This is a genomic window from Colwellia meonggei, from assembly GCF_057537295.1.
This window is the reverse complement of sequence record NZ_BAAJLZ010000001.1, coordinates 1,102,320-1,127,525: the sequence shown is the minus strand read 5'-3', so window position 1 is coordinate 1,127,525 and position 25,206 is coordinate 1,102,320. Positions and strand designations below refer to the sequence as shown.

Annotated in this window: 20 protein-coding genes; 13 read left to right on the top strand and 7 right to left on the bottom strand. The window is 38.1% G+C overall.

Annotation, left to right across the window (positions count from 1 at the left end; all coding sequences use genetic code 11):
* Positions 1–28: 28 nt before the first annotated feature.
* Positions 29–1,546: a CYTH and CHAD domain-containing protein gene (locus AC27E9_RS05080; RefSeq protein WP_487127865.1), complete on the bottom strand. Its 1,518-nt coding sequence runs from the start codon at positions 1,544–1,546 to the stop codon at positions 29–31.
* Between the two features lie 208 nt (positions 1,547–1,754).
* Between AC27E9_RS05080 and AC27E9_RS05075 the strand changes: the two genes are divergently transcribed.
* From AC27E9_RS05075 to AC27E9_RS05060, 4 genes are all read left to right on the top strand, one after another.
* Positions 1,755–2,354, top strand: a complete 600-nt coding sequence (locus tag AC27E9_RS05075) for a TIGR04211 family SH3 domain-containing protein (RefSeq protein WP_487127863.1) — start codon at positions 1,755–1,757, stop codon at positions 2,352–2,354.
* 37 nt (positions 2,355–2,391) lie between these two features.
* On the top strand, positions 2,392–3,459 hold the full coding sequence (locus tag AC27E9_RS05070) for a CDP-glycerol glycerophosphotransferase family protein (RefSeq protein ID WP_487127861.1): 1,068 nt from the start codon (positions 2,392–2,394) through the stop codon (positions 3,457–3,459).
* 81 nt (positions 3,460–3,540) lie between these two features.
* Positions 3,541–3,954 (top strand): FAD synthase family protein, encoded by a 414-nt coding sequence (locus AC27E9_RS05065; RefSeq protein ID WP_487127859.1) that lies wholly within the window; start codon positions 3,541–3,543, stop codon positions 3,952–3,954.
* A 46-nt stretch (positions 3,955–4,000) separates the two neighbouring features.
* Positions 4,001–5,527: a capsule assembly Wzi family protein gene (locus AC27E9_RS05060; protein WP_487127857.1), complete on the top strand. Its 1,527-nt coding sequence runs from the start codon at positions 4,001–4,003 to the stop codon at positions 5,525–5,527.
* A gap of 56 nt (positions 5,528–5,583) precedes the next feature.
* On the opposite strand, the gene AC27E9_RS05055 is transcribed toward AC27E9_RS05060, so the two are convergent.
* Complete coding sequence (locus AC27E9_RS05055) at positions 5,584–6,636, bottom strand: CDP-glycerol glycerophosphotransferase family protein (protein WP_487127855.1); 1,053 nt, start codon at positions 6,634–6,636, stop codon at positions 5,584–5,586.
* Between the two features lie 521 nt (positions 6,637–7,157).
* Here AC27E9_RS05055 and leuA point away from each other — a divergent pair.
* The 5 genes from leuA to AC27E9_RS05030 all read left to right on the top strand — a co-directional run bounded on the left by leuA (position 7,158) and on the right by AC27E9_RS05030 (position 13,335).
* Positions 7,158–8,729, top strand: a complete 1,572-nt coding sequence (gene leuA, locus AC27E9_RS05050) for a 2-isopropylmalate synthase (RefSeq protein ID WP_487127853.1) — start codon at positions 7,158–7,160, stop codon at positions 8,727–8,729.
* 55 nt (positions 8,730–8,784) lie between these two features.
* The gene (gene leuB / locus AC27E9_RS05045) at positions 8,785–9,897 is read left to right on the top strand and encodes a 3-isopropylmalate dehydrogenase (protein WP_487127851.1); all 1,113 of its coding nucleotides are present in this window, start codon (positions 8,785–8,787) and stop codon (positions 9,895–9,897) included.
* A gap of 1 nt (position 9,898) precedes the next feature.
* The gene (leuC, locus tag AC27E9_RS05040; RefSeq protein WP_487127849.1) at positions 9,899–11,314 is read left to right on the top strand and encodes a 3-isopropylmalate dehydratase large subunit; all 1,416 of its coding nucleotides are present in this window, start codon (positions 9,899–9,901) and stop codon (positions 11,312–11,314) included.
* 1 nt (position 11,315) lies between these two features.
* A complete protein-coding gene (gene leuD / locus AC27E9_RS05035) occupies positions 11,316–11,912 on the top strand; it encodes a 3-isopropylmalate dehydratase small subunit (protein ID WP_487127848.1) in 597 nt (198 codons plus the stop codon).
* A gap of 217 nt (positions 11,913–12,129) precedes the next feature.
* Complete coding sequence (locus AC27E9_RS05030) at positions 12,130–13,335, top strand: cyclic di-GMP phosphodiesterase (RefSeq protein ID WP_487127846.1); 1,206 nt, start codon at positions 12,130–12,132, stop codon at positions 13,333–13,335.
* 25 nt (positions 13,336–13,360) lie between these two features.
* On the opposite strand, the gene AC27E9_RS05025 is transcribed toward AC27E9_RS05030, so the two are convergent.
* Positions 13,361–15,028 (bottom strand): AAA family ATPase, encoded by a 1,668-nt coding sequence (locus AC27E9_RS05025; protein WP_487127844.1) that lies wholly within the window; start codon positions 15,026–15,028, stop codon positions 13,361–13,363.
* Between the two features lie 140 nt (positions 15,029–15,168).
* Here AC27E9_RS05025 and AC27E9_RS05020 point away from each other — a divergent pair, with 140 nt between their 5' ends.
* On the top strand, positions 15,169–16,440 hold the full coding sequence (locus AC27E9_RS05020; RefSeq protein ID WP_487127842.1) for a multifunctional CCA addition/repair protein: 1,272 nt from the start codon (positions 15,169–15,171) through the stop codon (positions 16,438–16,440).
* Between the two features lie 126 nt (positions 16,441–16,566).
* On the opposite strand, the gene AC27E9_RS05015 is transcribed toward AC27E9_RS05020, so the two are convergent.
* From AC27E9_RS05015 to grpE, 4 genes are all read right to left on the bottom strand, one after another.
* Positions 16,567–17,238, bottom strand: a complete 672-nt coding sequence (locus tag AC27E9_RS05015; RefSeq protein ID WP_487127840.1) for a hypothetical protein — start codon at positions 17,236–17,238, stop codon at positions 16,567–16,569.
* A gap of 173 nt (positions 17,239–17,411) precedes the next feature.
* Positions 17,412–18,551, bottom strand: a complete 1,140-nt coding sequence (dnaJ, locus tag AC27E9_RS05010) for a molecular chaperone DnaJ (protein WP_487127838.1) — start codon at positions 18,549–18,551, stop codon at positions 17,412–17,414.
* Between the two features lie 328 nt (positions 18,552–18,879).
* Entirely contained in the window at positions 18,880–20,811 is a 1,932-nt protein-coding gene (gene dnaK, locus AC27E9_RS05005) for a molecular chaperone DnaK (protein WP_487127836.1), read from the bottom strand.
* A 230-nt stretch (positions 20,812–21,041) separates the two neighbouring features.
* Entirely contained in the window at positions 21,042–21,677 is a 636-nt protein-coding gene (grpE, locus tag AC27E9_RS05000; protein ID WP_487127834.1) for a nucleotide exchange factor GrpE, read from the bottom strand.
* A gap of 183 nt (positions 21,678–21,860) precedes the next feature.
* Here grpE and nadK point away from each other — a divergent pair, with 183 nt between their 5' ends.
* From nadK to AC27E9_RS04985, 3 genes are all read left to right on the top strand, one after another.
* On the top strand, positions 21,861–22,742 hold the full coding sequence (nadK, locus tag AC27E9_RS04995) for an NAD(+) kinase (RefSeq protein WP_487127832.1): 882 nt from the start codon (positions 21,861–21,863) through the stop codon (positions 22,740–22,742).
* Positions 22,743–22,924: 182 nt separating this feature from the next.
* Positions 22,925–24,589 carry a DNA repair protein RecN gene (gene recN / locus AC27E9_RS04990; protein WP_487127830.1) on the top strand — a complete coding sequence of 555 codons (1,665 nt, stop codon included), beginning with the start codon at positions 22,925–22,927 and terminating at the stop codon, positions 24,587–24,589.
* Between the two features lie 105 nt (positions 24,590–24,694).
* The gene (locus AC27E9_RS04985) at positions 24,695–25,042 is read left to right on the top strand and encodes an outer membrane protein assembly factor BamE (protein WP_487127828.1); all 348 of its coding nucleotides are present in this window, start codon (positions 24,695–24,697) and stop codon (positions 25,040–25,042) included.
* Positions 25,043–25,206: the final 164 nt, after the last annotated feature.

Genomic DNA, 25,206 nt, shown 5'->3' with positions numbered 1-25,206 from the left:
ATTTAGCTGTATATTGAGCGTTACTCACTTACGCAGGTTCAAGCCAATACGGCGGCATAGCGATTGCCATTGCCTTAGTATTATCTAACGCTGTTAAAAGCCCATCGACTTTGCCACTCTGCCATTGCACCAGTTTTTGAGGTGGCTCTGATAGTTTTTCCAACTGCTGTTGAATAATCCAAAGTGACTGCAATTCACTTATCCCATGCTGTAAATCTAACCATGGTCGACGAAATTTATCACGTAATTCATGATTAAAAATTCCTGACAACCAGGTTCCTGTTAACAAGCTGCGATACAACAGCTTACTTTGCGCAATATATTGTTCACAAGTAAAACTGACAGCACTTTTCATTTCCTGGCTAACTTCACCTAAACTAAACTCGATACGCTCACGAGAAAACTTAACTAGTTGATTACGTGCCGATATACCGGCTTCATTTGACGCTTTTACGCGCACTAAATACATTTTTAAAATAGTAAGTTGTAGTTGGTTAAAGCGACTGGAATGAAGGAATTCACTAATATCCTCTTTACTTGGAAAACGACGTTTAGCAATCTTTAGTTGCTCAATAAGTTGCTCACTATAATTTAATTTTTTGCGGTAATTTCCAGTCTTATTTGTCAGTTCTTGCAGGTTTACTGCGTTGTCTACCCAGGATAATAAATGAACAAAATGGCTTAATTCATTTCGAACCAGTAACTCTTCTGACGATAAATAAGACTCAAATAGCCAAAAACCATGGCGCAGTACCGCTAAACTAGCCTTAATATTAGCTAAATCTGTTAAAAGTTCGCTTGATAGATACTGAGCTATGTTATGCTGTAAATCCGTTAGCGCTAGGTTTAAGCCTAAATTAAAGGCATTCTCAATAGAGTTTGTTGTTGAATCACAGATAAAAAGTACGGTGTTATTTTGGATATTTTTAGGTTTACCATGGAACAAGGCATAGCCGCGTGCTGCTTTGCTTTCTATCCCCGGGCGCATCGCAAGCTGTTCAAATAACAGTTCAGCAATGCAAAATAGAGCTTCTTGCTTGCCACTGACTAACTCAAGTTCTATTTCGCAAATCTCTTCACGGCTGTCGCCACTTGAAATACTCCCTTGATCAAATGCAATTTCAATTTTATTTTCTTTCTCATCAGTGATCAGCCATATACTTCGGCTAAAGTCTGTAGTAAATAATGCAATTAAATCATGTTGTAGATCTGCAACATGTTGCTTTTCGTGCCATATTTTATCAGGAAACAGAGATAAAATTGGCGAACTGCTTTCAATATCAATGTTATACTCAGGCCTACTATGTAAACCACCAACGACCTGGCCGGCAGTTTTTATAGTTTGTTCATAGTGCCCATTGCTGCATCTAACGCGTAAGCCCATATCGTATTGACGAAAATTAAGCTCAGGGGTATCAAAATAGGTATTTTCAAGTTGTTTTTCTTGGTAGCTAAATTTAATATTATTTTGCTTAAATATTTGGCTAATTATCTCAGCACTCATTCCTGGTAGCACTAAATATTTAAGTTCTATTTCGGTGGTCATATTTTTCCAATACTGTTTATAAATCAAGCTTGTCGACACTTAGCTTTCGAATTTGTTGCAAATTAATTAAAATGCTTATGGTAATATTACAGGATAAATATTTAATATCAAAAATCTCCGTAATGATAGCAATCATCACTTGCTATCATTACGGCAAAGCCCTACTATCTTTGCCATTCACTGTTTAATTGGCGCTATTGGTTACTTAATGATGAACATAAAACAAACTTTCTTGCTATTACTTTGCTCTTTGTCTTTTATTTCGCTAGCTCAAGCAGCCGAAAGTAGCACCACTGATGGCTATATTTCTGAAAATTTATTTGTCTATATGCATTCAGGTGCTGGTAAAAACTATCGTATTCTTGGCACCATTAACTCAGGTGACAAAGTACAGTTAACTGGCGAAACGAATAATGAATACAGCCAAGTTATTACAGACAAAAATAAAACTGGTTGGATTGAAAGTAAGCATGTTTCAACAAAGCCAGGCATGCGTTATGTCATTGCTGACTTAAATGAAAAATTAGCTAGTTTTCAGGCGCAATCAGATGCAACAGCAATGCAGCTTGAAAATACTCGCGGACAAGTAGAAGCACTAAAAACCGAACGTAGTGAATTACAAAATAACATTGCTGCTTTAAATATGGAATTAACTGGAACTAAATCACAATTAAAGAGTCAAGATACTGACATTAAAAAGCAATGGTTCTTTAATGGTGCCATTGTTTTAGGCGTTGGTTTATTACTTGGGTTAGTTTTACCACGCTTATTTGCAAAACGTAAAGTCAGCATGGACAGCTGGAGTTAATCACATTTAAATTTGTTTAAGTCAATATTTTAACTATATGAAAATTATCTTTGATGTCTTACATTTATACTATCTTCCTCAATATTTGCCGGTGTACCATCAGCTAAAAAAAGAAAATAAGGGTGATGCAATATTTGTTTTTTATCATGGAGTGCATGATAAAATAGTTGAATCAATTATTTTCAATGAAAAATTACCTCATATTTGGGTAAATAATGTATTAGAAGCTACAGATTTATATTTAGAGAAAAAAGCGAATTGGATATTTTTCGCCAACTCTTTTTCTCAATTAGACCAAATACACACAGTAAGTAAATCAGTGCAACTGGGGCATGGCATCGGGCCAAAAGCTAGCTACTATAATAAATCGGATACGCCCACAACGGTACGGTTTGTTGAAGGCGACTATCGTACAAAACGTTTAGAGAAAATGTATCCGAATGATCTTTTTGTCGATGTAGGCTTTTGTAAGCTAGACCCAATAGTTAACAATAATATGAAGCTAGCAACTTTGGCTGATTACCAACTTGACCCAACAAAGAAAACATTACTATATGCTCCAACTTTTTATCCGAGTAGCATAGAGTGCTTTGCAAAAAATTGGCCTGAGCTTTTTAGCCAGTTCAATATAATAATTAAGCCACACTACTTTTCTCTATCAAAAGAAACGTATAAAGCGCAAAGAAAGCTATTAGAGCATTGGCAACATTTTGACAACGTTTATTTGGCCAATGTTGAAGACTACTCATTGGTACCTTTTATGGCAGTTGCAGATATACTGATCAGCGATGCATCCTCTGCATTATTTGAATTTTCAGCATTAAATAAGCCTGTTATTTGGTGTGACTTTTTAAAGCTAAGATGGGGTTACAGAGGCATATTTTCCTACCGATTTAAAAAACGTATGGACCAAGATTATGGCGAGTATGCTGATATAGCTGTACATGCAAAGTCGTTTAAAGAACTTAAAAAATTAGTAACTCAACAGCTAGACAACCCGAATGAACTAGAAGATGTTAGACTTGCTATGACAGAAAAATTATGTGGAAAAGTTGATGGACAAGTAAGTTATAGAATTATCCAATATCTTAGCGAAAATACCTAATATATATTCTAAGTACAAAGCTAACCACCTTTTAGTTAATAATTATTTTATCTCTTTGAAAACCTATTTGCTGGATTTATTATGAAAAAAATTGGCTACACTACAGGCGTATTTGACCTTTTCCATATCGGTCATTTAAATGTGCTTAAGCGTGCAAAATTAGAGTGTGACTACCTTATAGTTGGCGTAACAAGTGATGAATTATCAATGTCAGCAAAGAACAAAAAGCCCGTGATTCCTTTTCAAGAGCGCATGGAAATCGTTGAAGCAATTAAGTTTGTCGACGAAGTTGTCCCACAAGTAAACTATGACAAAGAAGAAGCATGGAATAACCTGAAATTTGATATGATGTTTGTTGGTGATGATTGGAAAGGAACCGATAAATGGAACCAAATTGAAAAAGACTTTGCAGCCTTTAATGTTGAAATAATTTACTTCCCATATACCTCACACACTTCGAGTACAATTTTACGAAATGTTTTAAGTAAAATATAACTGAGCATATAAATAAGTTAAAAATAATTTAGGTTTATCACTGCATATGAAAAAAATGAAATTACCTGTCGCAATATCTTCAATTGTGTTTTCTTCAGTTTTAAGTGCTGAACCATGGGTTGATACATCAAATATATTTCTTCGCTCAAATATCCAATTGCTTGCAGATACAGGTTTAATTAAAACACCGGTCACTACATTTCCACTTATGTGGCACGATATAGCAATAGATCTAAAGACCATTGAGCTAACTAGCTTAACTAATAGGCAAAAAAATGCCTACAGCTATGTCAACCACCAATTACGACTAGCAAAGCAGAATCAAAAAACATTAAAAACAAATGTTGCTTCCGACGATAAACGTTTTACCGGGTTTGGAGATAATTTCCGGGACAGTAATTCTATAACCTTCAACTCAAACTTTATGACTGACTCAATTGCAGTTAACATTTCGACTAATTATATCAATTCCCCAAATGATGGTGACAACGTTCGATTAGATGGAAGTTATATCGCTGCCTATCTAGGAAATTGGGTTTTTTCTGCAGGTAAGCAAGAGCGTTGGTGGGGGCCAGCATGGGATACAAGTTTAAGTATGTCCAATAATGCTCGACCTATGTCAGCATTGGCAATATCGAGAAAGTCTGCTATTGGCTTTGAATTACCATTTACTGACTACAGTATTCCGTGGACTGTTACTTCTTTTATGGGGTTAATGGACGACGAACGAGTTATCAATGACGCCTTACTTTGGGGGGTTAGGCTAAACTTCAAACCAGCTGATAACTGGGAGGTTGGTATAACTCGGCTAGCACAATGGTCTGGCGATGGCAGACCAAGCGATCTAGGTACTTTTTGGCGAGTATTTAAAGGTGAGGATAACTGTGGCGGTGTAGGGCCTTCGATTGAAGAATGTCAAGCGGGAGAAGAGCCAGGTAACCAATTAGCAGGCTATGATATCCGCTGGTCTTCAGATATTCTTAATCAACCTTTTTCAGTATACTTTACCATGTTTGCAGAAGATGGCGACCGGAAAGGTGGCCTTAGTATTTTTGGTGAAGAAAGGTACCAAATTGGTTTTGACACTCAACTTGACCTTTTTAATCAACACTGGCGAGTATACCTTGAAGGCACTGACACATACGCCAAGTGCAGTGATGGTGTAAATGGTGATGGAACAAGCAATATAGGTAATTGTTATTACGAACACCATATATACAAAACAGGTATGCGTTATAAAGGTAGAAGTATTGGAAGTAGCTATGAGAATGATGCCAGTACGCTAGTATTAGGAATGATTTCTCAAGGTAGTGGCGAAACAAATTATGAATTTAAGTTTAGATGGTTGCAACTTAATAAAGATAATAGTGATCGTGCGCCGGGCAATGACATGATTGGTAACACAGTAACTGAAATCGCCGAAAATGTACTTATGCTATCAAGTAAAGTTCAACACAATTATCGTAACTGGCGTTTCACTTTCGGAGCTGATATCAGTCAATCAAAATTTGACAATGATATAAGTACTAAAAATGTTATAAATGGCTACTTTAATATAGAATATAATCTTTAAATTTTGCTAGATTCGCGGCACGTTGTACGTGCCGCAGACATCGACATAGTAAATATTTACTTCCAACGATAATATTTCAATTTCTTGCGTATTTTAAATCGTCGTAATAGATTTAGCGGTTTTCTCTTTAAATGCTCTGTGCCAGACTCAATAAGTAACTCGATCGCGTGAAGTACTCGTTCACTCGACTTCCCATCTTTATAGGGGTGAATCGCCTGCCCATGCTCAATCACTTTACGTCGTTGCTCACTATCGTTTGTCATAGCTTGACTAATCAAATTTGATAGTAATTCAGCTTGCTGAAAATTAAGCATCCATGATTCTGGTCTCCGGTTCTTATATGCAATTACCAATTTTCCCTGTAATGAAAACTCAGTTAAAATTGAAGAAGTATCAGAGAGTAAAACATCCGCAGCTTGTAAAATTGGAATAATATCATCGGTTTCAATAAAACGTAATTTGCTACATACAAGTCCTTTATACATATTGACTTCTTCAGTCGTCGCTTTTGGGTGTAGCTTCACTATCCATTGCCAATCCTGCTCAGAAAGTATTTTTTTTATTTGGCTATACAATTCATACGTACTTGTTAACTTGGGGGAGAAAGTAGGAGCGTATAGAATGAGAGGAGCTTCAGCCTTAAACTGATCAACATTTGGATGAGGAATAAATAAAGGATCTAATTTAGACCATCCTGTTTCAATAACTTCACAAGTACCATCAGCAATATTCTTAAATGCCTCTGTAATATTAGGTCCTTGAGTACAATACAAATCAAAAAAGCCACGGATATTAAATTTATTCTTTTTTCCTGAATCAAAGCCATGAAAAACTTGAACTTTTATACCAGGGAAGAAGTCGGGAATAAAATTTCCGGGCGCTAACGTTGCGTGTGCATTGAAATGTTTTACATCTTGTATTTCAACTAATTGTTCGTCATTATCGAGAAGAAAATTTTCCGCCTCACTGCCATTAGGTATAAACCAAGCAACCTTATCACCTGCAGCTTTAATCATGGCTTCTATCGGTCTAAGTACACTAAAAGAATAAGATAAAGTTACATAAAATAAATATCGTTTGCCATTTAATTCATTGATTTGTTCAGGCACTTTTAAGTTCCAATAAGCACTACTAAGCCTTAAATATTACACAATTTAATGAATATATAGCAACTATCTAAAACATTCTTATACTTAATTTAAAATCATAAACCTTTAAAAATAGAGTACATATTTCCTCTGAGTATTAACTATTTACTATCTTTATTCGACTACATAAAAATAATAAGCATCGTTAGCTAACTTGTAGCTCAAGCTATTAAGAAATTACTATTGACTTAAAACAAAAAATAATTGAATAACACTTTTCATTGACAACAAGTGAAAAAATAAGTTATTAATACCCCATGAACTATTTATTCGCTTCAAACATACAATTAAGTAAAAGAAAAATGACAACATTTTCACGCATTATTCGAATTAACCTCCTCCTCGTATTATCCATGCGCGGCTAGGTTTTTATTGCTTGAAAAATAGATAGATAACAAAATAAAACACTAAACCCGCGCTAATAACCGCGGGTTTTTTTATGCCCGTAATTTAGTTCGAACGATTATTAACTAGGACAACACATGGGCATTAACAACAATAAAGTAATTATTTTTGACACAACATTGCGTGACGGCGAACAAGCATTAAATGCCAGTTTATCGGTTCATGAAAAATTACAAATCGCCCAAGCTATTGAACGTTTGGGAGTTGATATCATGGAGGTTGGCTTTCCTGTATCATCACCAGGTGATTTTCAATCAGTGCAAGAAATTGCACGTACCGTTAAGAACTCTCGTGTTTGTGCATTAGCCCGAGCAGTTGAAGCCGATATAAAAGCATGTGCTGACGCCCTTTCACCTGCCGAACAATTTCGCATTCATACCTTTATTTCCACCTCAGATGTTCATGTTCAGCAGAAATTAAAAAAGGACTTCGCTGATGTTGAGGCCATGGCCATTCACGCGGTTAAGTATGCTCGAAAATTTACCGATGATGTTGAATTTTCTTGTGAAGATGCAGGCCGAACTCCCATCGACAACTTATGCCGCATGGTCGAGCAAGCAATAAAAGCGGGCGCCACTACTGTTAATATTCCAGATACTGTTGGTTATACTTTACCAACTGAATTTGGCGGCATTATTACTAATTTATTTAACCGCGTCCCCAATATTGATCAAGCAGTAATCTCAGTGCACTGCCATAACGATTTAGGCTTAGCCGTCGCAAACTCAATGTCGGCAGTTCAAGCAGGCGCACGCCAAATTGAATGTACTATTAATGGTATTGGTGAGCGTGCCGGTAACTGCTCACTTGAAGAAGTGGCGATGATAATGAAAACTCGCCAAGAATTGTTAGGCGTACATAGCCAAATAAACCACCAAGAGATAGCTCGCACCTCTAAGCTTGTCAGTCAGTTGTGCAATATGCCAGTGCAATTAAATAAGGCTATCGTCGGTGGAAATGCCTTTAGTCACTCTTCTGGTATTCATCAAGACGGAATGTTAAAAGCCAGTAATACCTACGAAATTATGACACCAGAAAGCGTCGGTATCAGTAAAACCAAGCTGAATTTAACTTCGCGCAGTGGCCGTCACGTTATAAAACATCGTATGGAAAGTTTAGGCTATCAAGAATCCGACTATGAGCTTGAAAAGCTTTATAGTGACTTCCTGGCGTTAGCTGATAAAAAAGGTCAAGTATTCGACGATGACTTAGAAGCATTGCTATTTAATATTCAGCAGCAAGATCAACAAGAGCATTTCAGTTTACAAACACTGAATGTCCAAAGTGGCGGTAGCGAGTTTTCAACTTCAAGCATTAAGCTAGCAACGGGCTCTGATTATCAAATTGTTTCCGCAACGGGTAATGGCCCTGTTGACGCCCTTTACCGAGCTATCAAAAAAGCGGTCGATATTGAATTCGACGTCAGTGATTACAAAATATCAAATAAAGGCGAAGGTGAAGATGGTTTAGGTAAGGCTGACATTGTTGTGTCGTGGCAAGGTAGAAATTTTCACGGATATGGCTTAGATACCGACGTCATTAAAGCATCAGGCAACGCACTGGTAAATGCATTGAATGGTATTCACCGCGCCATTACAGTTGCCGAACTAAAAACTGAGCTTAAAAATGAAGCCGGTAGCGCACCTTAATATACGGCAAATTTTATTAGAAAAATTTAAATTTAATTAATAGGTAGATTAGAAAATGTCAAAAGTAGCAATATTAGCCGGTGACGGTATTGGGCCAGAAGTTATGGCACAAGCGGAAAAAGTTTTAGCAATAGTCGCAGAGAAATTCGATTTTGAAATTTCTACTAGTCACTATGACGTTGGTGGTTGCGCAATAGATAACCACGGTCAAGCGTTACCAGAAAGTACGATAAAGGGGTGCGAACAAGCTGATGCCATACTATTTGGCTCCGTTGGCGGACCTAAATGGAGTAACTTAGCGCCTACAGAACAACCTGAACGCGCTTCACTACTAGGTTTACGCGGGCACTTCGGTTTATTTTGTAATATGCGCCCCGCACAATTACAGAGTGCAATGTCACACTTATCACCACTACGCGCTGATATTTCTCAAGCTGGCTTTGACATCTTAGTGATCAGAGAGTTGACCGGAGGTATTTATTTTGGCGAGCCTAAAGGCCGAAAAAACCAGGGCCAAGAAGATGAAGCTGCTTTTGACACCATGATTTATTCACGTCAAGAAATTACACGCATTACCCACCTAGCCTTTCAAGCAGCTCAAAAGCGTCGCAGCAAAGTCATTTCAATTGATAAAGCCAATGTATTAGCGTCTTCACAATTATGGCGTGAAGTCGTCAATGATGTAGCTAAAGAGTATCCTGAAGTTGCAATTGAACATATGTATGTTGATAACGCTGCAATGCAATTAGTGCGAAACCCTGCACAATTTGACGTCATGTTATGTTCAAACCTATTTGGTGACATTTTGTCGGATATTTGCGCCATGATAACTGGCTCAATGGGTTTGTTGCCTTCAGCAAGCTTAAATGAGTCAGGTTTTGGTATGTACGAGCCAGCAGGCGGAACTGCGCCAGATATTGCTGGTAAAGGCATTGCCAACCCAATAGCACAAATTTTATCAGCAGCATTAATGTTACGACACAGCCTAAACCAAACTAAAGCAGCTAACGCAATTGAAAGTGCGGTAGCAGCAACCTTAAACGCTGGCTATTTTACTGGCGACTTATTAAGCGAAGCACAACGTCACACAGCTAAATCGACCTGCGAAATGGGCGATATTATCTGCCAATACATTAGAGATAATAAATGCACACAGGGAGCAAACTAACATGGCAACCACCTTATATGAAAAATTATGGCAACGTCACATTATTGAAGAAAAAGCCGATGAAACGCCATTAATTTTTGTTGATCGACATTTGATCCACGAAGTTACCTCACCACAAGCATTCGCTAATTTAAAGTTTCATAACCGCTCGCTGCGCCATCCTGAGCGCACAATAGCAACCATGGATCATAACATTTCAACGCGTTCGATTGAGATCAACGCCGCTGGTGAAGGTGCAGCGAACCAGCTGAGAACTTTAGAGAAGAACTGTAAAGAATTCGGCGTTAAATTATTCGGCATGGGTCATAAAAATCAAGGTATTGTCCACGTAATAGGCCCTGAACTTGGCCTAACATTACCAGGTACAGTGATCGTTTGCGGTGACTCTCATACCGCAACGCACGGTGCGTTTGGCGCATTAGCTTTCGGCATAGGTACATCAGAAGTAGAGCATGTTTTTGCTACCCAAACTTTACGACAAACCAAAGCTAAAACTATGAAAATAGAAGTACGAGGCCAAGTTGCACCAGGCATTAGTGCTAAAGACATCATTTTAGCCATTATAGGTAAAACGGGTAGTGCTGGCGCTACTGGCTATGTTGTTGAATATTGTGGCGAAGCTATTGAATGCTTAACCATGGAAGAGCGCATGACCATTTGTAATATGAGTATCGAATTCGGCGCAAAAGCGGGGCTAATTGCACCTGACAATACTACTTTTGATTATCTAAAAGGTAAGGAATATGCTCCCAAAGGTGAAATTTGGCAACAAGCAGTCAATGACTGGCAACAGTTAAAGTCTGATGATGATGCAACATTCGACAGCTATTTAACACTTGAGGCAAAGGATATTAAAACTCAAGTGACTTGGGGCACCACCCCGGGCCAAGTTACGCAGGTCGATAGCACCATCCCTGCCCCAGAAGATTTTTCTGATCCGGTAGAGCGAGACTCGTGCGCTGCCGCATTAAAATACATGGGGCTTACCGCTGGCACGAGAATCACCGACATCACTATTAATAAGGTATTTATTGGTTCTTGTACAAACTCAAGAATCGAAGATTTGCGTGCCGCAGCAGCTATTGCTAAAGGCCAGAAAGTTGCCGCTGCTGTTGATGCGATTGTTGTTCCTGGCTCTTACCGTGTGAAAGAACAAGCAGAAAAAGAAGGTTTAGCGCAAACCTTTATCGATGCGGGTTTTGAATGGCGTCTACCCGGCTGCTCTATGTGCTTAGGCATGAATGATGATGTATTAACCGAAGGAGATCGCTGTGCATCAACCAGTAATCGAAACTTCGAAGGCCGCCAAGGCCGTGGTAGTCGAACACATTTAGTTAGCCCTGAATTAGCAGCCGCAGCAGCCATTGCAGGACACTTTGTCGATTTAACTCAAACACAGCAAAAGAATGGAGCATAACATGGATAAATTCACAGAATATAAAGGCTTAGTTGTACCATTAGATGCTGCCAATGTTGATACCGACCAGATAATACCAAAACAATTTTTACAAAAAACGACACGCGTTGGTTTTGGCCAGCACTTGTTTCACGACTGGCGCTATAGCGACGCTGCGGGCACGAAAAATAATTCAGCATTTATTTTAAACAAACCGGAATATCAAGGTGCCAGTATCTTATTAACTCGAGAAAATTTTGGTTGTGGTTCAAGTAGAGAACACGCTCCTTGGGCCCTACAAGAGTATGGTTTTAAAGTAATTATCGCCTCAAGCTTTGCCGACATTTTTTATGCAAATTGTATCAATATTGGTATTTTACCAATAATACTACCTGAAGAAGTTATAGAAACATTATTCCAACAGTCGCAAAAAAAGCCGCAACATTTTCATGTGAACCTTGCAGAAAATGTCATCTCCACTGATATTGGTAACTATCATTTCAAACTTGACAGTTTTCAACAATACTGTTTGGAAAATGGCATTGATAGTGTTGGCTGGACATTAAACAAGCTAGATAAAATTAAAGCCTACGAAGACAAAATGCCAGCTTGGCAATAGATATAAAACTTGCCTATTAACTATCGATAATATGGTTAATAGGCACAGAATTTTAAGCTGGCTTAGATTCCCTCCCCTCTTTTAATGACAAGCTAATCATTAATTACTTTTAACAATGCCCAACAAATACACACCAATAGTAGGCAAATGCTTCAAACTCTATGTTTTAACGCTATAATAATCTAAAAATGATAGTGCATCCGTATAAGGGTTATAAATGGCAGAAGAACTCACAAAAATAGCTTTATCTGAGCTAGCGTTAGGTATGTATGTGGTGAGCATTGTCAATCCTAAGAAAAATATTAATGTTAAGTCAGAAGGTTATATTTCACATAACAAAACTATTGATAAATTAAAAAAGGCTGGAATTAAACATATCACCATTGACCCATCTAAAACTAAATCATCAGAAAATAACAATACGGAAACAACTGCTCCCTCAAAAAAGCAAACAGCTAAAAAAACAAATAAAAAAGTGGCTTTTAGTGCAGAAATGAAAAAAGCAAAAGCACTCTACGACAACGCTAAATGCTTACAAAAAAAGTTGCTCGATGATATATCTAAAGACAAGCAACTTGATATGGAAAGTGTTAACAAAACCACCAATGCCATCGTTGATTCTGTATTTCGTAACGAAGATGCCTTATCGTGTTTATCTCGATTACGAGTCAAAGATGAATATTTAATAGAACATTCATTAAATGTTGCAATTCTAATGAGTATTTTTGCCAAGCATATGAAAATCGAAAAAACTATTATCGAGCAACTTGCACTTGGCGCCTTTATGCACGATATAGGAAAAATAAAAGTTCCCGATCACATTCTTCATAAGCCAGGAAAGTTTTGTGATGATGAATACGAACAAATGAAAAAACATGTTGAATATGGCGTCGATATCATTAGCCAAGAAACAGCAATATCAGATATTTCTCGTAATGTGGTAAAAAATCATCATGAGCGTATCGACGGTAATGGCTACCCAAATAAAGTACCTGAACATGAGCTAGATACCTACGCTCGTATGATAGCCATTGCCGATAGTTATGACGCAATGACCGCTGATCGTGTATACAAGCCAGGTATGGCACCAATAAAAGCCTTTAAAATTCTCCGTTCAGGAGCCAACAAAGGGTACGATACTGAGTTGGTAGAACAATTTATCCTTTGTCTAGGAATTTATCCAGTGGGCACACTCGTAAAACTAACAAGTGGTAAACTAGGATTAATCAGCCAACTTAATAAAAATAAGCCGTTAAATCCATTTGTAAAAGTGTTTTATAACACCCGATTAAACCAAGCAATTGCAATTGAAGAAATTGACTTAAGTAATAATAAATATCAAGATCAAATTGATTGCTGTGTGCGCCCAGAAGAGTTTAATTTAAACTTACTCGGCTTTTTCAAAATGGCATTTGTTGATTAAAAAATCACACCTTAGCTTATTGTGATTAATTCCATGACGATAGTGCTGCCATGGTAAACTTCTCACCTCGAAAACTTAACACTACTTTTTGTGGAAGAATTTCGTTTAGTAATAATTCTCGCCCGATGTAATCACCCTCATAGCGATCTCGACCATTCACACGCACCCAACCTTGCCCGTCGCTGGCGTAAATGTGCATTTCAAATTGTATTGATGGCACACCATCTTGCACCCAAACTGGCATTTGAGTTAACGGTGTTAAGCCAGAATTTGCTTGCTGGCTTTCTTGCTCACTTGCATCATCGAATTGCTTGGTTTCTTCAATTGCCGATTGAAAACTTGCCAATAACTCATCCGAAACACCATCTGTAGCCTCCACGACAAAGTCTTCATTTACCACAGGACTTGGCGATTGAGGAGGGATTTGATTATCTACTAGCTGTTCAGGTGACTGCTGTTTTTGAATGTTACTAGCATTATTGTCAGCTATGTTTAAAGGTTCATTACTTAATTTATTGCTTGCCTGAGCGTTATTGTCGCTTATTACATTTCGACTTTGCTGACGCTCGAAAGTTAGTTGCGCTGAAGTTTTATCTGTATTGGCAATTTCACTTGCTACAAAGTTTGGCTCCGTGAGCTTTTCACCTAACCCTTCATGATTTACCAGCTCAACTTTTTCCGAGTTAATTTCTTCTTTTTTACTGCTTCCATTACTTTCACCATTTATTGTTTGTTGAGCGGGCATCAACACGGTATCAGCAGCATTTTGACTATGAGTAAATTGTATGCCCCACCATATTCCCACCGCTAAAAATATCGTTAACAGTGAAGCAAAACTTGCATATTTAAATAGTGGCGTTTGCCACCAATTGGTAACTTGAAATTCGTCGCCTAAAGCATCATGAGCGGCCTGCAATACTATTTTACGATTTACCACCGCATTATTACTGTTGTAGGCATTCATTAAAGCTCGTTCTGCTAATAAATTCATTAAACGAGGAATACCTTTACAGGTTTTGTGAATTGCATTTATCGCACTTTTATCGAAAATGTTACGAAAGCACTTAGCAACCGATAAACGATGCTTGAGATATTGCTCAACTTCTTGGCGGTTTAATGGCAACAAATGATATCTTGCCGTTATTCTCTGCGCTAATTGACGTAGATCTCGACGTTGCAAAAGTTGCTGTAACTCAGGCTGACCAATTAATATCACCTGTAATAGTTTTTTAGTATTAGTTTCAAGGTTAGTTAATAACCGCAATTGCTCTAATACTTCAGGTTGTAAATGTTGTGCTTCATCAATGATAAGTAATGTGTTGATATCATCATTATGATTTTTAAGCAGCTTTTGTTGAATTTTATCCGTTAAAGTTTTTAAAGTTGCGCCAGTTTTTCGATAACGAATTTTTAATTCATCACAAATCGTCGCTAACAGCTCTTGACTAGATAAAGTAGGATTAAGAATAAATGCTGCTTGTGTATTTTCAGGTAAGTTTTCCATTAAACGGCGGCTAATAGTCGTTTTACCTGTACCAACTTCACCAGTTAATAATACAAAACCGCCGGTATCACCTAAGCCATAGGTTAAATGATTCAGCGCTTCCCGGTGCCGATCACTCATAAATAAATAATCAGGGTTTGGTGCAATCGAAAATGGTTTATCCTCTAAACCAAAGTAACTCGTGTACATAGAATTTCTTAACTGATGAATCAACCCAGTGAAATTAACCCGAACCAGAACATAAGTCAAAAGTCAGCCAACATTTATGATAAACTTACATCTAATTAGTTACCTATAATTATTGATTTTCAGAGGTTTAGCGCCTAATTATGCAAAATATACAGCAGTCTCTTAATTACTTTTTAGTTGGTGGTGCCGTACGTGACAAACTACTAGGTCGTGATGTTGTCGATAACGACTATGTTGTTGTCGGAGCTACCGTAGAAGAAATGCTACAACTTGGCTTTACCCAAGTTGGCAAAGACTTTCCGGTTTTTTTACACCCAAAAAATAAGCAAGAGTTTGCGTTAGCGCGCACCGAAAAAAAGGCAGGAACGGGTTATACCGGTTTTAACTGTAACGCCTCCCCTGATGTTAGTTTAGAAGATGACTTATTACGTCGAGACTTAACCATTAATGCTATGGCTATGGCTATGGATGATACCGGCATTATATTTGATCCCTATAATGGTCAAGTAGATCTAGAAAATCGCGTACTTCGTCATGTATCAGACGCATTTATCGAAGACCCACTTCGAGTATTGCGTGTTGCCCGATTCGCTGCCCGCTATCACAGTTACGGCTTCACCATAGCACCTGAAACATTAACCTTAATGACTAAGTTAAGTAATAGCGGCGAGCTGTTAGCTTTATCAGGCGAACGAATTTGGCAAGAAATGGAGCGAAGCCTAGCAGATGACAACCCAGAGGTTTTCTTTCAAGTGTTATATCAATGCCAAGCACTTAAGTCACTTTGGCCAGAATTACACAACTTGTGGGGCGTACCAAACCCGAAAAAATGGCACCCAGAAATATGCTCAGGTGTCCATACTATGATGGTGCTTAAACAAGCGGTATCGTTATCAAAAAAAACCACCATTAGATTTGCAAGTGTCTGCCACGACTTAGGCAAGTCATTAACTCAAGATGAAATATTGCCATCGCACCCAGGTCATGAAACCGCAGGCTTACCGCTAATTGAGGATATTTGTCGTAAATTCAAAGTACCGACGGTGCATAAGAATTTGGCACTCAAAGTTTGTCAATTTCACTTGCATAGCCATAAAGCATTTGAGCTAAAACCTAGTACTATTTTAAAGTTATTTAACCAACTTGATGTTTGGCGAAAGCCCGAAGAATTCAAAGATTTTTTGCTATGCTGCCAAGCAGACTTCACTGGCCGATTAGGTTTTGAAAACCGAGAATACATTCAAAAACAATTTCTACTTCAAGCATATGAGAAATTAGCCCAAATAACAGCAAAGCCCTTTGTCGAGAAAGGCTTGAAAGGCTTGGCAATAAAAGAAGCTATAGCGCAAACAAGATTAGTAGAGCTAAAAACATTTAAACAATGCTTTGTTGCAGAAAACTCAATCAATTAATACAACGCAATAGTTTTTCAGAAAATTTCTGTTAGCTCTCAATAGATAGCTGCCTGTAATAAAAAAGCCACATCAAAAGATATGGCTTATTTAAAATAATGTAGATATTGACTACTAAAGTCAGCCTTAATGCTTTTTAAAGTCTTCAGTTTCGAAATAGAATGGTTTCATCGTGCCGCAGTTTAGAAACTTATATTGCAGCTCAGTGCGCTTAGGAACAGGTGATGAGGTATTGAACTTTGTTAAACAGCCGGCATTTACATCGATATGAATTAAATGATCATAACTTGGTGCCTGTTGTAGACGATGAATATAAATTTTGTAGTTTTTTCGGTATGAAACTACATCATACTCTTGTTTTTTACTCGAAGGCTCAAGTTTGTCGAGCTTTCGAACATATAGTTTTTCAGCAAAATTCAAGGTTACATTCTTGTATACCAACATTCCGTCGCGTTCAAAATGCCCAGCATAAACATCAGCTTCAAGTGCAACTTTTTCACCTCGCATAAGACGTTGTAGGTTAAAAGGCTTAGGTTTTATAGTCACCATGTCATTGTCACGCACTAATTGCATTAGTGCGACATCTTTCACGTCAAGTTTATAGAGTAATTGAACATCGTGAGGTTTATGATAAAGCGGTAAATGATAAGCAAAAATAGTGGATGACTTATTCATTAGCACCATACCATGAACGCCTACATAGGCAGGGTCTAGTGGTGGTAACTCTTCAGGTACAGATTCTGCCAAACTGCTAAAACTCGTGAATACAATTAATAGGGATGCAAGCAAAGCTCTCATTCAATATAACTCTTTTTGATAATGTAGATAACTAAGAATTGTATCAGAAATACGATGATATGCCTGCAAACTAACAGCTAATTAATTACAAAAGAGAGTCGTTAAAATCAAAGCTTTTGAAACAAAAATCCCGCTATAAGCGGGATTTTATCAATCTATTTTGTTAATACGTCTTAACTTTTTAGGTCATCAAAAAACTTTTTCACGCCATCAAAAAAACCAGTTTCTTTCGGGCTATGTTTGCTGTTGCTTTTGCCCATTTTCTCTTCTAATTGACGAAGTAAGTCAGCTTGGTCACCAGACAAACTTACTGGCGTTTCAATCACTACTTTACACATTAAGTCACCCGTTGAGTGGCTGCGCACTGACTTAACACCTTTACCACGTAAACGGAACATTTTCCCTGTTTGCGTTTCTTTTGGTATTTTCAGCTTCACTTTACCTTCAAGCGTAGGTACTTCAATTTCGCCACCTAAAGCTGCTGTTGTAAAGCTAATTGGCACTTCACAGTACAAGTGGTTTTCATCACGAACAAAAATCTTATGTTCTTTCACATTCGCTTGAACGTATAAATCACCTGCTGGTGCGCCATGCTCACCCGCTTCACCTTCACCTGACAAGCGAATTCTATCACCAGTATCAACACCTGGTGGAATTTTAACAGATAATGTTTTGGTTTTCTCAACACGGCCTTGACCACGACATGAAGTACATGGTTCAGCAATAACCTTGCCTTTACCTGAACATGTTGGACAAGTTTGTTGTACCGCAAACAGACCTTGACGCATTTGTACTTGGCCATGGCCATGACATGTAGAACACGTTTTTGCACTAGTGCCTTTCTTCGCGCCCGAGCCAGCACATGGATCACAACTTACATACGTTGGTACTTTAATTTCTAAGGTTTTACCCTTAACGGCATCTTCTAAGGTTAAGTCAAGGTTGTAACGTAAGTCGCTACCACGACGTTGACGAGATTGACCGCCGCCACGACGGCCGCCACCACCAAAAATGTCACCAAAAATATCACCAAAGGCATCGCCGAAGTCTTGTCCGCCGCCAAAACCACCGCCACCATGGCCGCCTTGTTCAAATGCTGCATGACCGTATTGATCATAAGCAGCACGTTTTTGATCATCATTTAAGATTTCATAAGCTTCTTTAATTTCTTTAAAGGTTTCTTCTTTAGCTTTGTCACCTTGAGTTCTATCTGGGTGATACTTCATTGCTAAACGTTTGTAAGCTTTTTTGATTTCTCGCTCGCCTGCATCTTTCGATACACCAAGAGTTTCATAATAATCGCGTTTTGACATAGGTTTGATTTCTTTACTTCAATGTTTGGATACTAATTTGTTTAATTTCTTATTCGTTGTTTTAACAATTAATTAAAACATCAAAAATCTAAGCAAATTAATATCAATTAATAATTAATTTTCAATTCTGCTTTACGCTATCGCTTGATAAAGCAAAGCGCCGATAAGTATCGACGCTTTAATTTTCCATATAAACAACAAATATTTAATTACTTTAATTGTCGCTGTAGCGTACTAGAGCAAGGAGGACACGCAAAGCATACAAGTGTATGTGAGCATGTCCAACGTAGCTATTGGGCGCTACAGTAAACAATTCAATAATTAATGACTATTTGTCGTCTTTAACTTCTTCAAACTCAGCATCTACAACATCATCACCTGCAGGGCCAGATGCATCATCAGCTTCTGGTGCAGCACCTTCTGGCGCGCCACCTTGAGCTTGTGCTTTCGCTTGAGCAATTTCCATTAACTTAGCTGAAGCTTCGATAACAGCTTGTGACTTAGCGTCAATCGCTTCTTTATCATCGCCTTTGCTAGCTTCTTCAAGCTCAGTTAATGCAGCTTCAAGTTTTTCTTTATCTTCACCAGCAAATTCTTCACCAGCTTCTTCAATTTGCTTACGTGTTGCGTGAACCATGCCGTCAGCTTGGTTACGAGCTTGAACTAATTCTTCAAACTTCGCATCAGCGTCAGCATTTGCTTCAGCGTCATTTACCATTTGTTCTACTTCTTCATCTGATAAACCAGAAGAGGCTTTAATAGTAATTTTTTGCTCTTTACCTGTGTTCTTATCTTTAGCTGTAACGTGCAAGATACCATCAGCATCGATATCGAAAGTTACTTCGATTTGTGGCGTACCACGTGGTGCTGGATCAATACCTTCAAGGTTAAATTGACCTAAAGACTTGTTCGCAGAAGCTTGCTTACGCTCACCTTGTACAACATGTACAGTAACTGCTGCTTGGTTATCATCAGCTGTTGAGAATGTTTGAGATTGCTTAGTTGGGATAGTGGTGTTTTTATCGATAACTTTCGTCATCACGCCGCCCATAGTCTCAATACCTAGTGATAATGGCGTAACGTCTAATAAAAGAACGTCAGTTACATCACCAGAAAGTACACCTGCTTGTACCGCAGCACCTGAAGCTACTGCTTCATCAGGGTTAACATCTTTACGTGGCTCTTTGCCGAAGAAATCAGTTACCGCTTTTTGAACCATTGGCATACGTGTTTGACCACCAACCAAGATTACGTCATTTACGTCGCTTACAGAAAGGTCAGCATCTTTAAGAGCAGTTTTTAACGGCTCTAACGTTGCTTTAACCATGTCTTCTACTAAAGACTCTAACTTAGCACGTGTAACTTTGATGTTCATGTGCTTAGGACCAGATGCATCAGCAGTGATGTAAGGTAAGTTAACATCAGTTTGTTGTGCAGAAGAAAGTTCACATTTCGCTTTCTCAGCAGCTTCTTTCAAACGTTGCATCGCTAATGGATCAGTTGTTAAATCCATACCTTGGTCTTTCTTGAATTCGTCTACTAGGTAGTTGATTAAACGGTTATCAAAATCTTCACCACCTAAGTGTGTGTCACCGTTTGTAGCAAGTACTTCAAACGTGTGCTCGCCTTCAACTTCATCAATTTCGATGATAGAGATATCAAATGTACCACCACCTAAATCGTATACTGCAACAACTTTATCACCTTGTTGCTTGTCCATGCCGTAAGCAAGAGCAGCAGCTGTTGGCTCGTTGATAATACGCTTAACATCAAGACCCGCAATACGACCAGCATCTTTAGTTGCTTGACGTTGTGAATCGTTGAAGTATGCAGGAACTGTAATTACTGCTTCAGAAACACTTTCACCTAAAAAGTCTTCTGCTGTTTTCTTCATTTTCGCAAGAACTTCAGCTGAAACTTGTGGTGGAGCAACGTTTTTATCACGTGCTGTAACCCAAGCATCACCGTTATCAGCTTTAGTAATACCAAATGGCATTATTTTAATATCACGTTGTACTTCTTTGTCTTCGAAGCGACGGCCAATTAAACGCTTAATAGCAAATAAAGTGTTAGTAGGGTTAGTTACTGATTGGCGCTTAGCTGGTTGACCAACTAACGTTTCGCCTTCTTCTGTGTAAGCGATAATAGAAGGAGTTGTACGATCGCCTTCTGCATTTTCAATTACACGAACGTTGTCGCCGTCTAGTACAGCAACACAAGAGTTTGTTGTCCCTAGGTCAATACCAATAATTTTGCCCATCTTGAGGATCTCCGAATACTTATATGTTAAAAATAAAGATTAAATCTATCGATGAACAGTTAGTGGGGGCAGGAAAAACTCTTTTCAACTATTTTTCTCGAAAAAAATTAAAAAATGTTAAATTTTATTTCTTCTACTCTTTATAACGTTTTAACTATTTCCATCAATAGTAAAAAAAAGACATAAAAAAACCAGACACTTGCCTGGTTTTTGTACAGTACAAAAACTAATTAAGCTGTTGTATCAACTACCGGCTTAGCTTTTGACACCATAACCATAGCAGGACGAATTAAACGACCATTTAATTCATAACCTTTTTGCATAACCGCAATAACGGTATTCGGCGCTACACCTTCAACTTCTTGCATTGACATTGCTTGGTGCAATTCAGGGTTAAAAGGTTGGTCTTGTGGGTCTACAGCTTTAATTGAAAACTTCTCTAGTGAAGCCAATAAACCTTGGTAAGTTAATTCAATACCTTCAATAATACCTTTGTTACTTTCATCTTCTTTATCGATGTTTTGTAACGCACGCTCAAGGTTATCAACAGTTGATAACATTTCACCGGCAAATTTCTCTAAAGCGAACTTACGCGCTTTCTCAACGTCTTGCGCTGCACGACGACGAACATTGTCAACTTCGGCTTTCGCGCGAATAACTGAGTCTTTTTGGTCAGCAACCGTTGATTTTGCAGCTGCTAACGCCAACTCTAGTTCATTTATCTTTTCTAGCTCTTCACTGATATTTTCAGCAGCCGCGTCAAATTGAACTTCAACTTGCTCTTCTGCTTGGTCAATAATCTCTGCTGCTAATTCGTCTGCTGCAATTTCTTCAGCACTTTTATTTTCTGTTGACTCGTTGGCCATGAAAAACTCCAAAGTATCTTTAATTTTCAAAGTTGGTAAAACACAATACCGCTAATTATGGGGGCTTGTTTTTATGATTCAAGCACAAAAGTAAATCATTTAGTAAAAAGTCAACTTTACAAGTGAACCAAATAGCGCGAAACTGCCGTTAGTCGCCTATTTTATTACGGTTTTATCCCAGCAATGAGTCAAATATATAAAACGGTGGGCTTAATTGGCAAACCTCATCATGACGGTGCCAGTTCAACCATCGAAACTTTACATCAATATTTATCAGAAAATGACTACCATGTTGTAGTTGAAAGCTCAGTAGCACCTTCAATAAATATTGAAAACCTAGCCATTGCTTCACTAACGGAAATTGGTGAACAAGCAGACTTAGCCATTGTAGTTGGTGGTGATGGCTACATGTTAGGTGCGGCACGGGTATTATCATGCTACAACATTGGTGTACTTGGCGTTAACCGTGGCAATTTAGGCTTTTTAACCGACCTATCACCTGACGATTTAATTACACCACTTGAGGCTATTTTAAAAGGCGAATCACGCAGTGAGCAGCGCTTTATTATCGAAGCAGAAGTATATCGACACGGTAAATTAAAAAGCTCAAACAGCGCGATAAACGAAGCCGTACTTCATGCGGGTAAAGTTGCCAACATGATAGAATTCGAAGTTTATATTGATGGCAGCTTTATGTTTAGCCAACGCTCAGACGGCCTAATAGTTTCAACACCAACAGGCTCAACGGCTTATTCCATGTCAGCTGGTGGCCCAATATTAACACCAAATTTAAATGCGCTTTCATTAGTACCAATGTTTCCGCATACATTAACAAGTAGGCCAATAGTGGTTGATGGCAACAGTGAAATAAAATTAAAACTTGCCAACGAAAACTATGAAAACTTACAAGTAAGTTGCGACGGTCACGTGATATTAGCTGTAATGCCTGGTGATGAAGTTATCATTAAGAAAAGTGAGTTTACACTACGATTAATTCACCCACTTGATCATGACTACTTCAACGTTTTGCGTAGTAAATTAAGTTGGGGTAATAAGCTCTACTAATTTAATAAAGCTGTAGCCCTTTAAAATTAAGCGCTATAAATAAAGTTGCAAACATAGCTTGAAAAAAAACCAGATACTGTATAAATTAACAGTATCTGGTTTTTTGGTTATTAATACGACACTTTAGCTTTGCTGCAATACGCAGGCAAACCATAAAGTAAAAATAGTAAAATGAGGCGACTATGTTACTGCACCTAAACATTCAAAACTTTGCCATTGTTCGTTCGCTTGATATTGACTGGCAACAAGGCATGACCACCATTACTGGTGAAACAGGTGCCGGAAAATCAATTGCCATTGACGCACTGGGTTTATGTTTGGGTGACAGAGCCATAACTAATGTTGTAAGGCCAAATTGCAAAAAAGCGGAATTAGCTGCAACATTTGATACTAGCAATAATAAACAAGCGCAAAAATGGCTCAAAAAGCATGACATGTTACTCGATAATGAATGTATTCTTCGCCGTGTTATTTCTGCTGAAGGACGCTCTAAAGCATATATTAATGGCAGCCAAGTACCACTGGCTCAGTTAAAAGAAATTGGGCAATTATTAATTAATATTCATGGCCAACACGACCATCAACTTATTGTAAAAGCCAGTGAACAACGCAATATTCTTGACGCCTATGCGAACCATCAACACTTATTAGACGATGTAAAATATTATTACCATCAATGGCGCGAGCTAAGCCAAGAAGCCAAACAACTACAAGAAAGTAAATTACAACGAGAAGCCAAGCAGCAGTTACTGCAATATCAAGTCAATGAATTAAATGAATTCTCGTTGCAAATTGACGAATTCGAAAGTTTAGAAACTGACTATAAACGCCAAAGTAATGGCCAGCATATTCTTAATGAAACCTTAATTGCAGTACAACAATTATCTGAAAATGAGCAATTTAATGTCGTTGATGGCTTACGACAAAGTGCAGAACAATTAACCTCACTCGGTAATTTAGACCCAGCGTTAAAAGCCATTGCAGAGCAGCTTAATGAATCGTTAATACAAGTAGAAGATGCTAGCCAAGAAATTAAGCATTACTATGAAAGTCTTGAATTAGATCCACAGGCATACACCTTAATTGAAGAGCGCTTCTCTACTGCAGTACAACTGGCTAAGAAGCATCAAGTCGCCCCTGAAGCACTTGCTCAATTTCATCAGCAATTATTACAAGAGCTACAAGCGTTCAGTAGTGATGAAACACGCTTAAACCAAATTAGTGACGATATCGAAACAGCGAAACAAAAATATCAAGACGCTGCCCATAGCTTGTCGCAATCAAGACAAAAGTCAGCAGTTAAACTAAGTAAAATGATCACCAAAAGCATGGCTGAGCTCAACATGCCTCATGGCAAATTCTTTATCGATATTTGTCAGGATAACAACGAAAGCTTATCAATTAACGGTAACGACCAAGTAAGTTACCTTGCCAGTTTAAACCCTGGGCAAGCACTTGAGGCAATGAACAAAGTAGCTTCCGGTGGCGAGCTTTCGCGTATTAGCTTAGCCATGCAAGTAATATTGGCCGATAAAGTCATAACTCCAAGTCTAATTTTCGATGAAGTTGATGTAGGCATTAGTGGCCCAACGGCGGCAATGGTTGGCGCTAAACTTCAGCAACTAGCAAAAAACACCCAAGTTATTTGTGTAACCCATTTGCCACAAGTTGCCAGTAAGGGGCACCAACAGTTATTTGTGGCAAAACTCACTGATGGCGAACATACCGAAACCACAGTAACGGAACTTTCTAGCGATGGTCGCGTCCAAGAAATTGCCCGTTTACTCGCCGGTGATAGAATTACCGAGAATAGTCTGGCTAACGCGCAAGAATTACTTGCCGGATAAAGCAAATATTTTTAAGCAGGCGAAATAAACTAAAAATTATTTTGTATCTCTTAGCCTGCTTCGCTATTATCCCCGTTCAAACTAAAAAGGATAAATATAATTACCATGTTGTTTCGAGTATTAGCTATTGTTATCGCCCTATCTGTTTCTGCCTGTTCGAGCTGGGTTTATCGTATTGATATCCCACAAGGTAACTACTTGGAACAAAAAGACATCGACAAACTTCAAATTGGTATGACAAAAGAACAAGTTAAGTTTGTATTAGGTAGCCCTGTGGTAGAAGACACCTTTAATAAAAACATTTGGCACTACGTTTATAGTTTTAAATCTGGTAGAAGCGACGAATATAACGCAGAAAAGAAATTTACCATTACCTTTGAAGACAACAAGGTTGTTAATGCAGAAGGTGACTTTGAATTACCAGAAAGCTACTACGTTCCTATGGTTAACTAAGTGCTTAACTTAAAAGTAAACTAAATAGTGAACTAATTATTAGTAGCTATCTAACGTACTTTATAATATTTAAGCCAGCGATAAGCTGGCTTTTTTATAACTAAACTTAACCAAGATAAAATTAATCAGGCTAAACTTGGTAACCCTTAATTAGCGTAAACTAG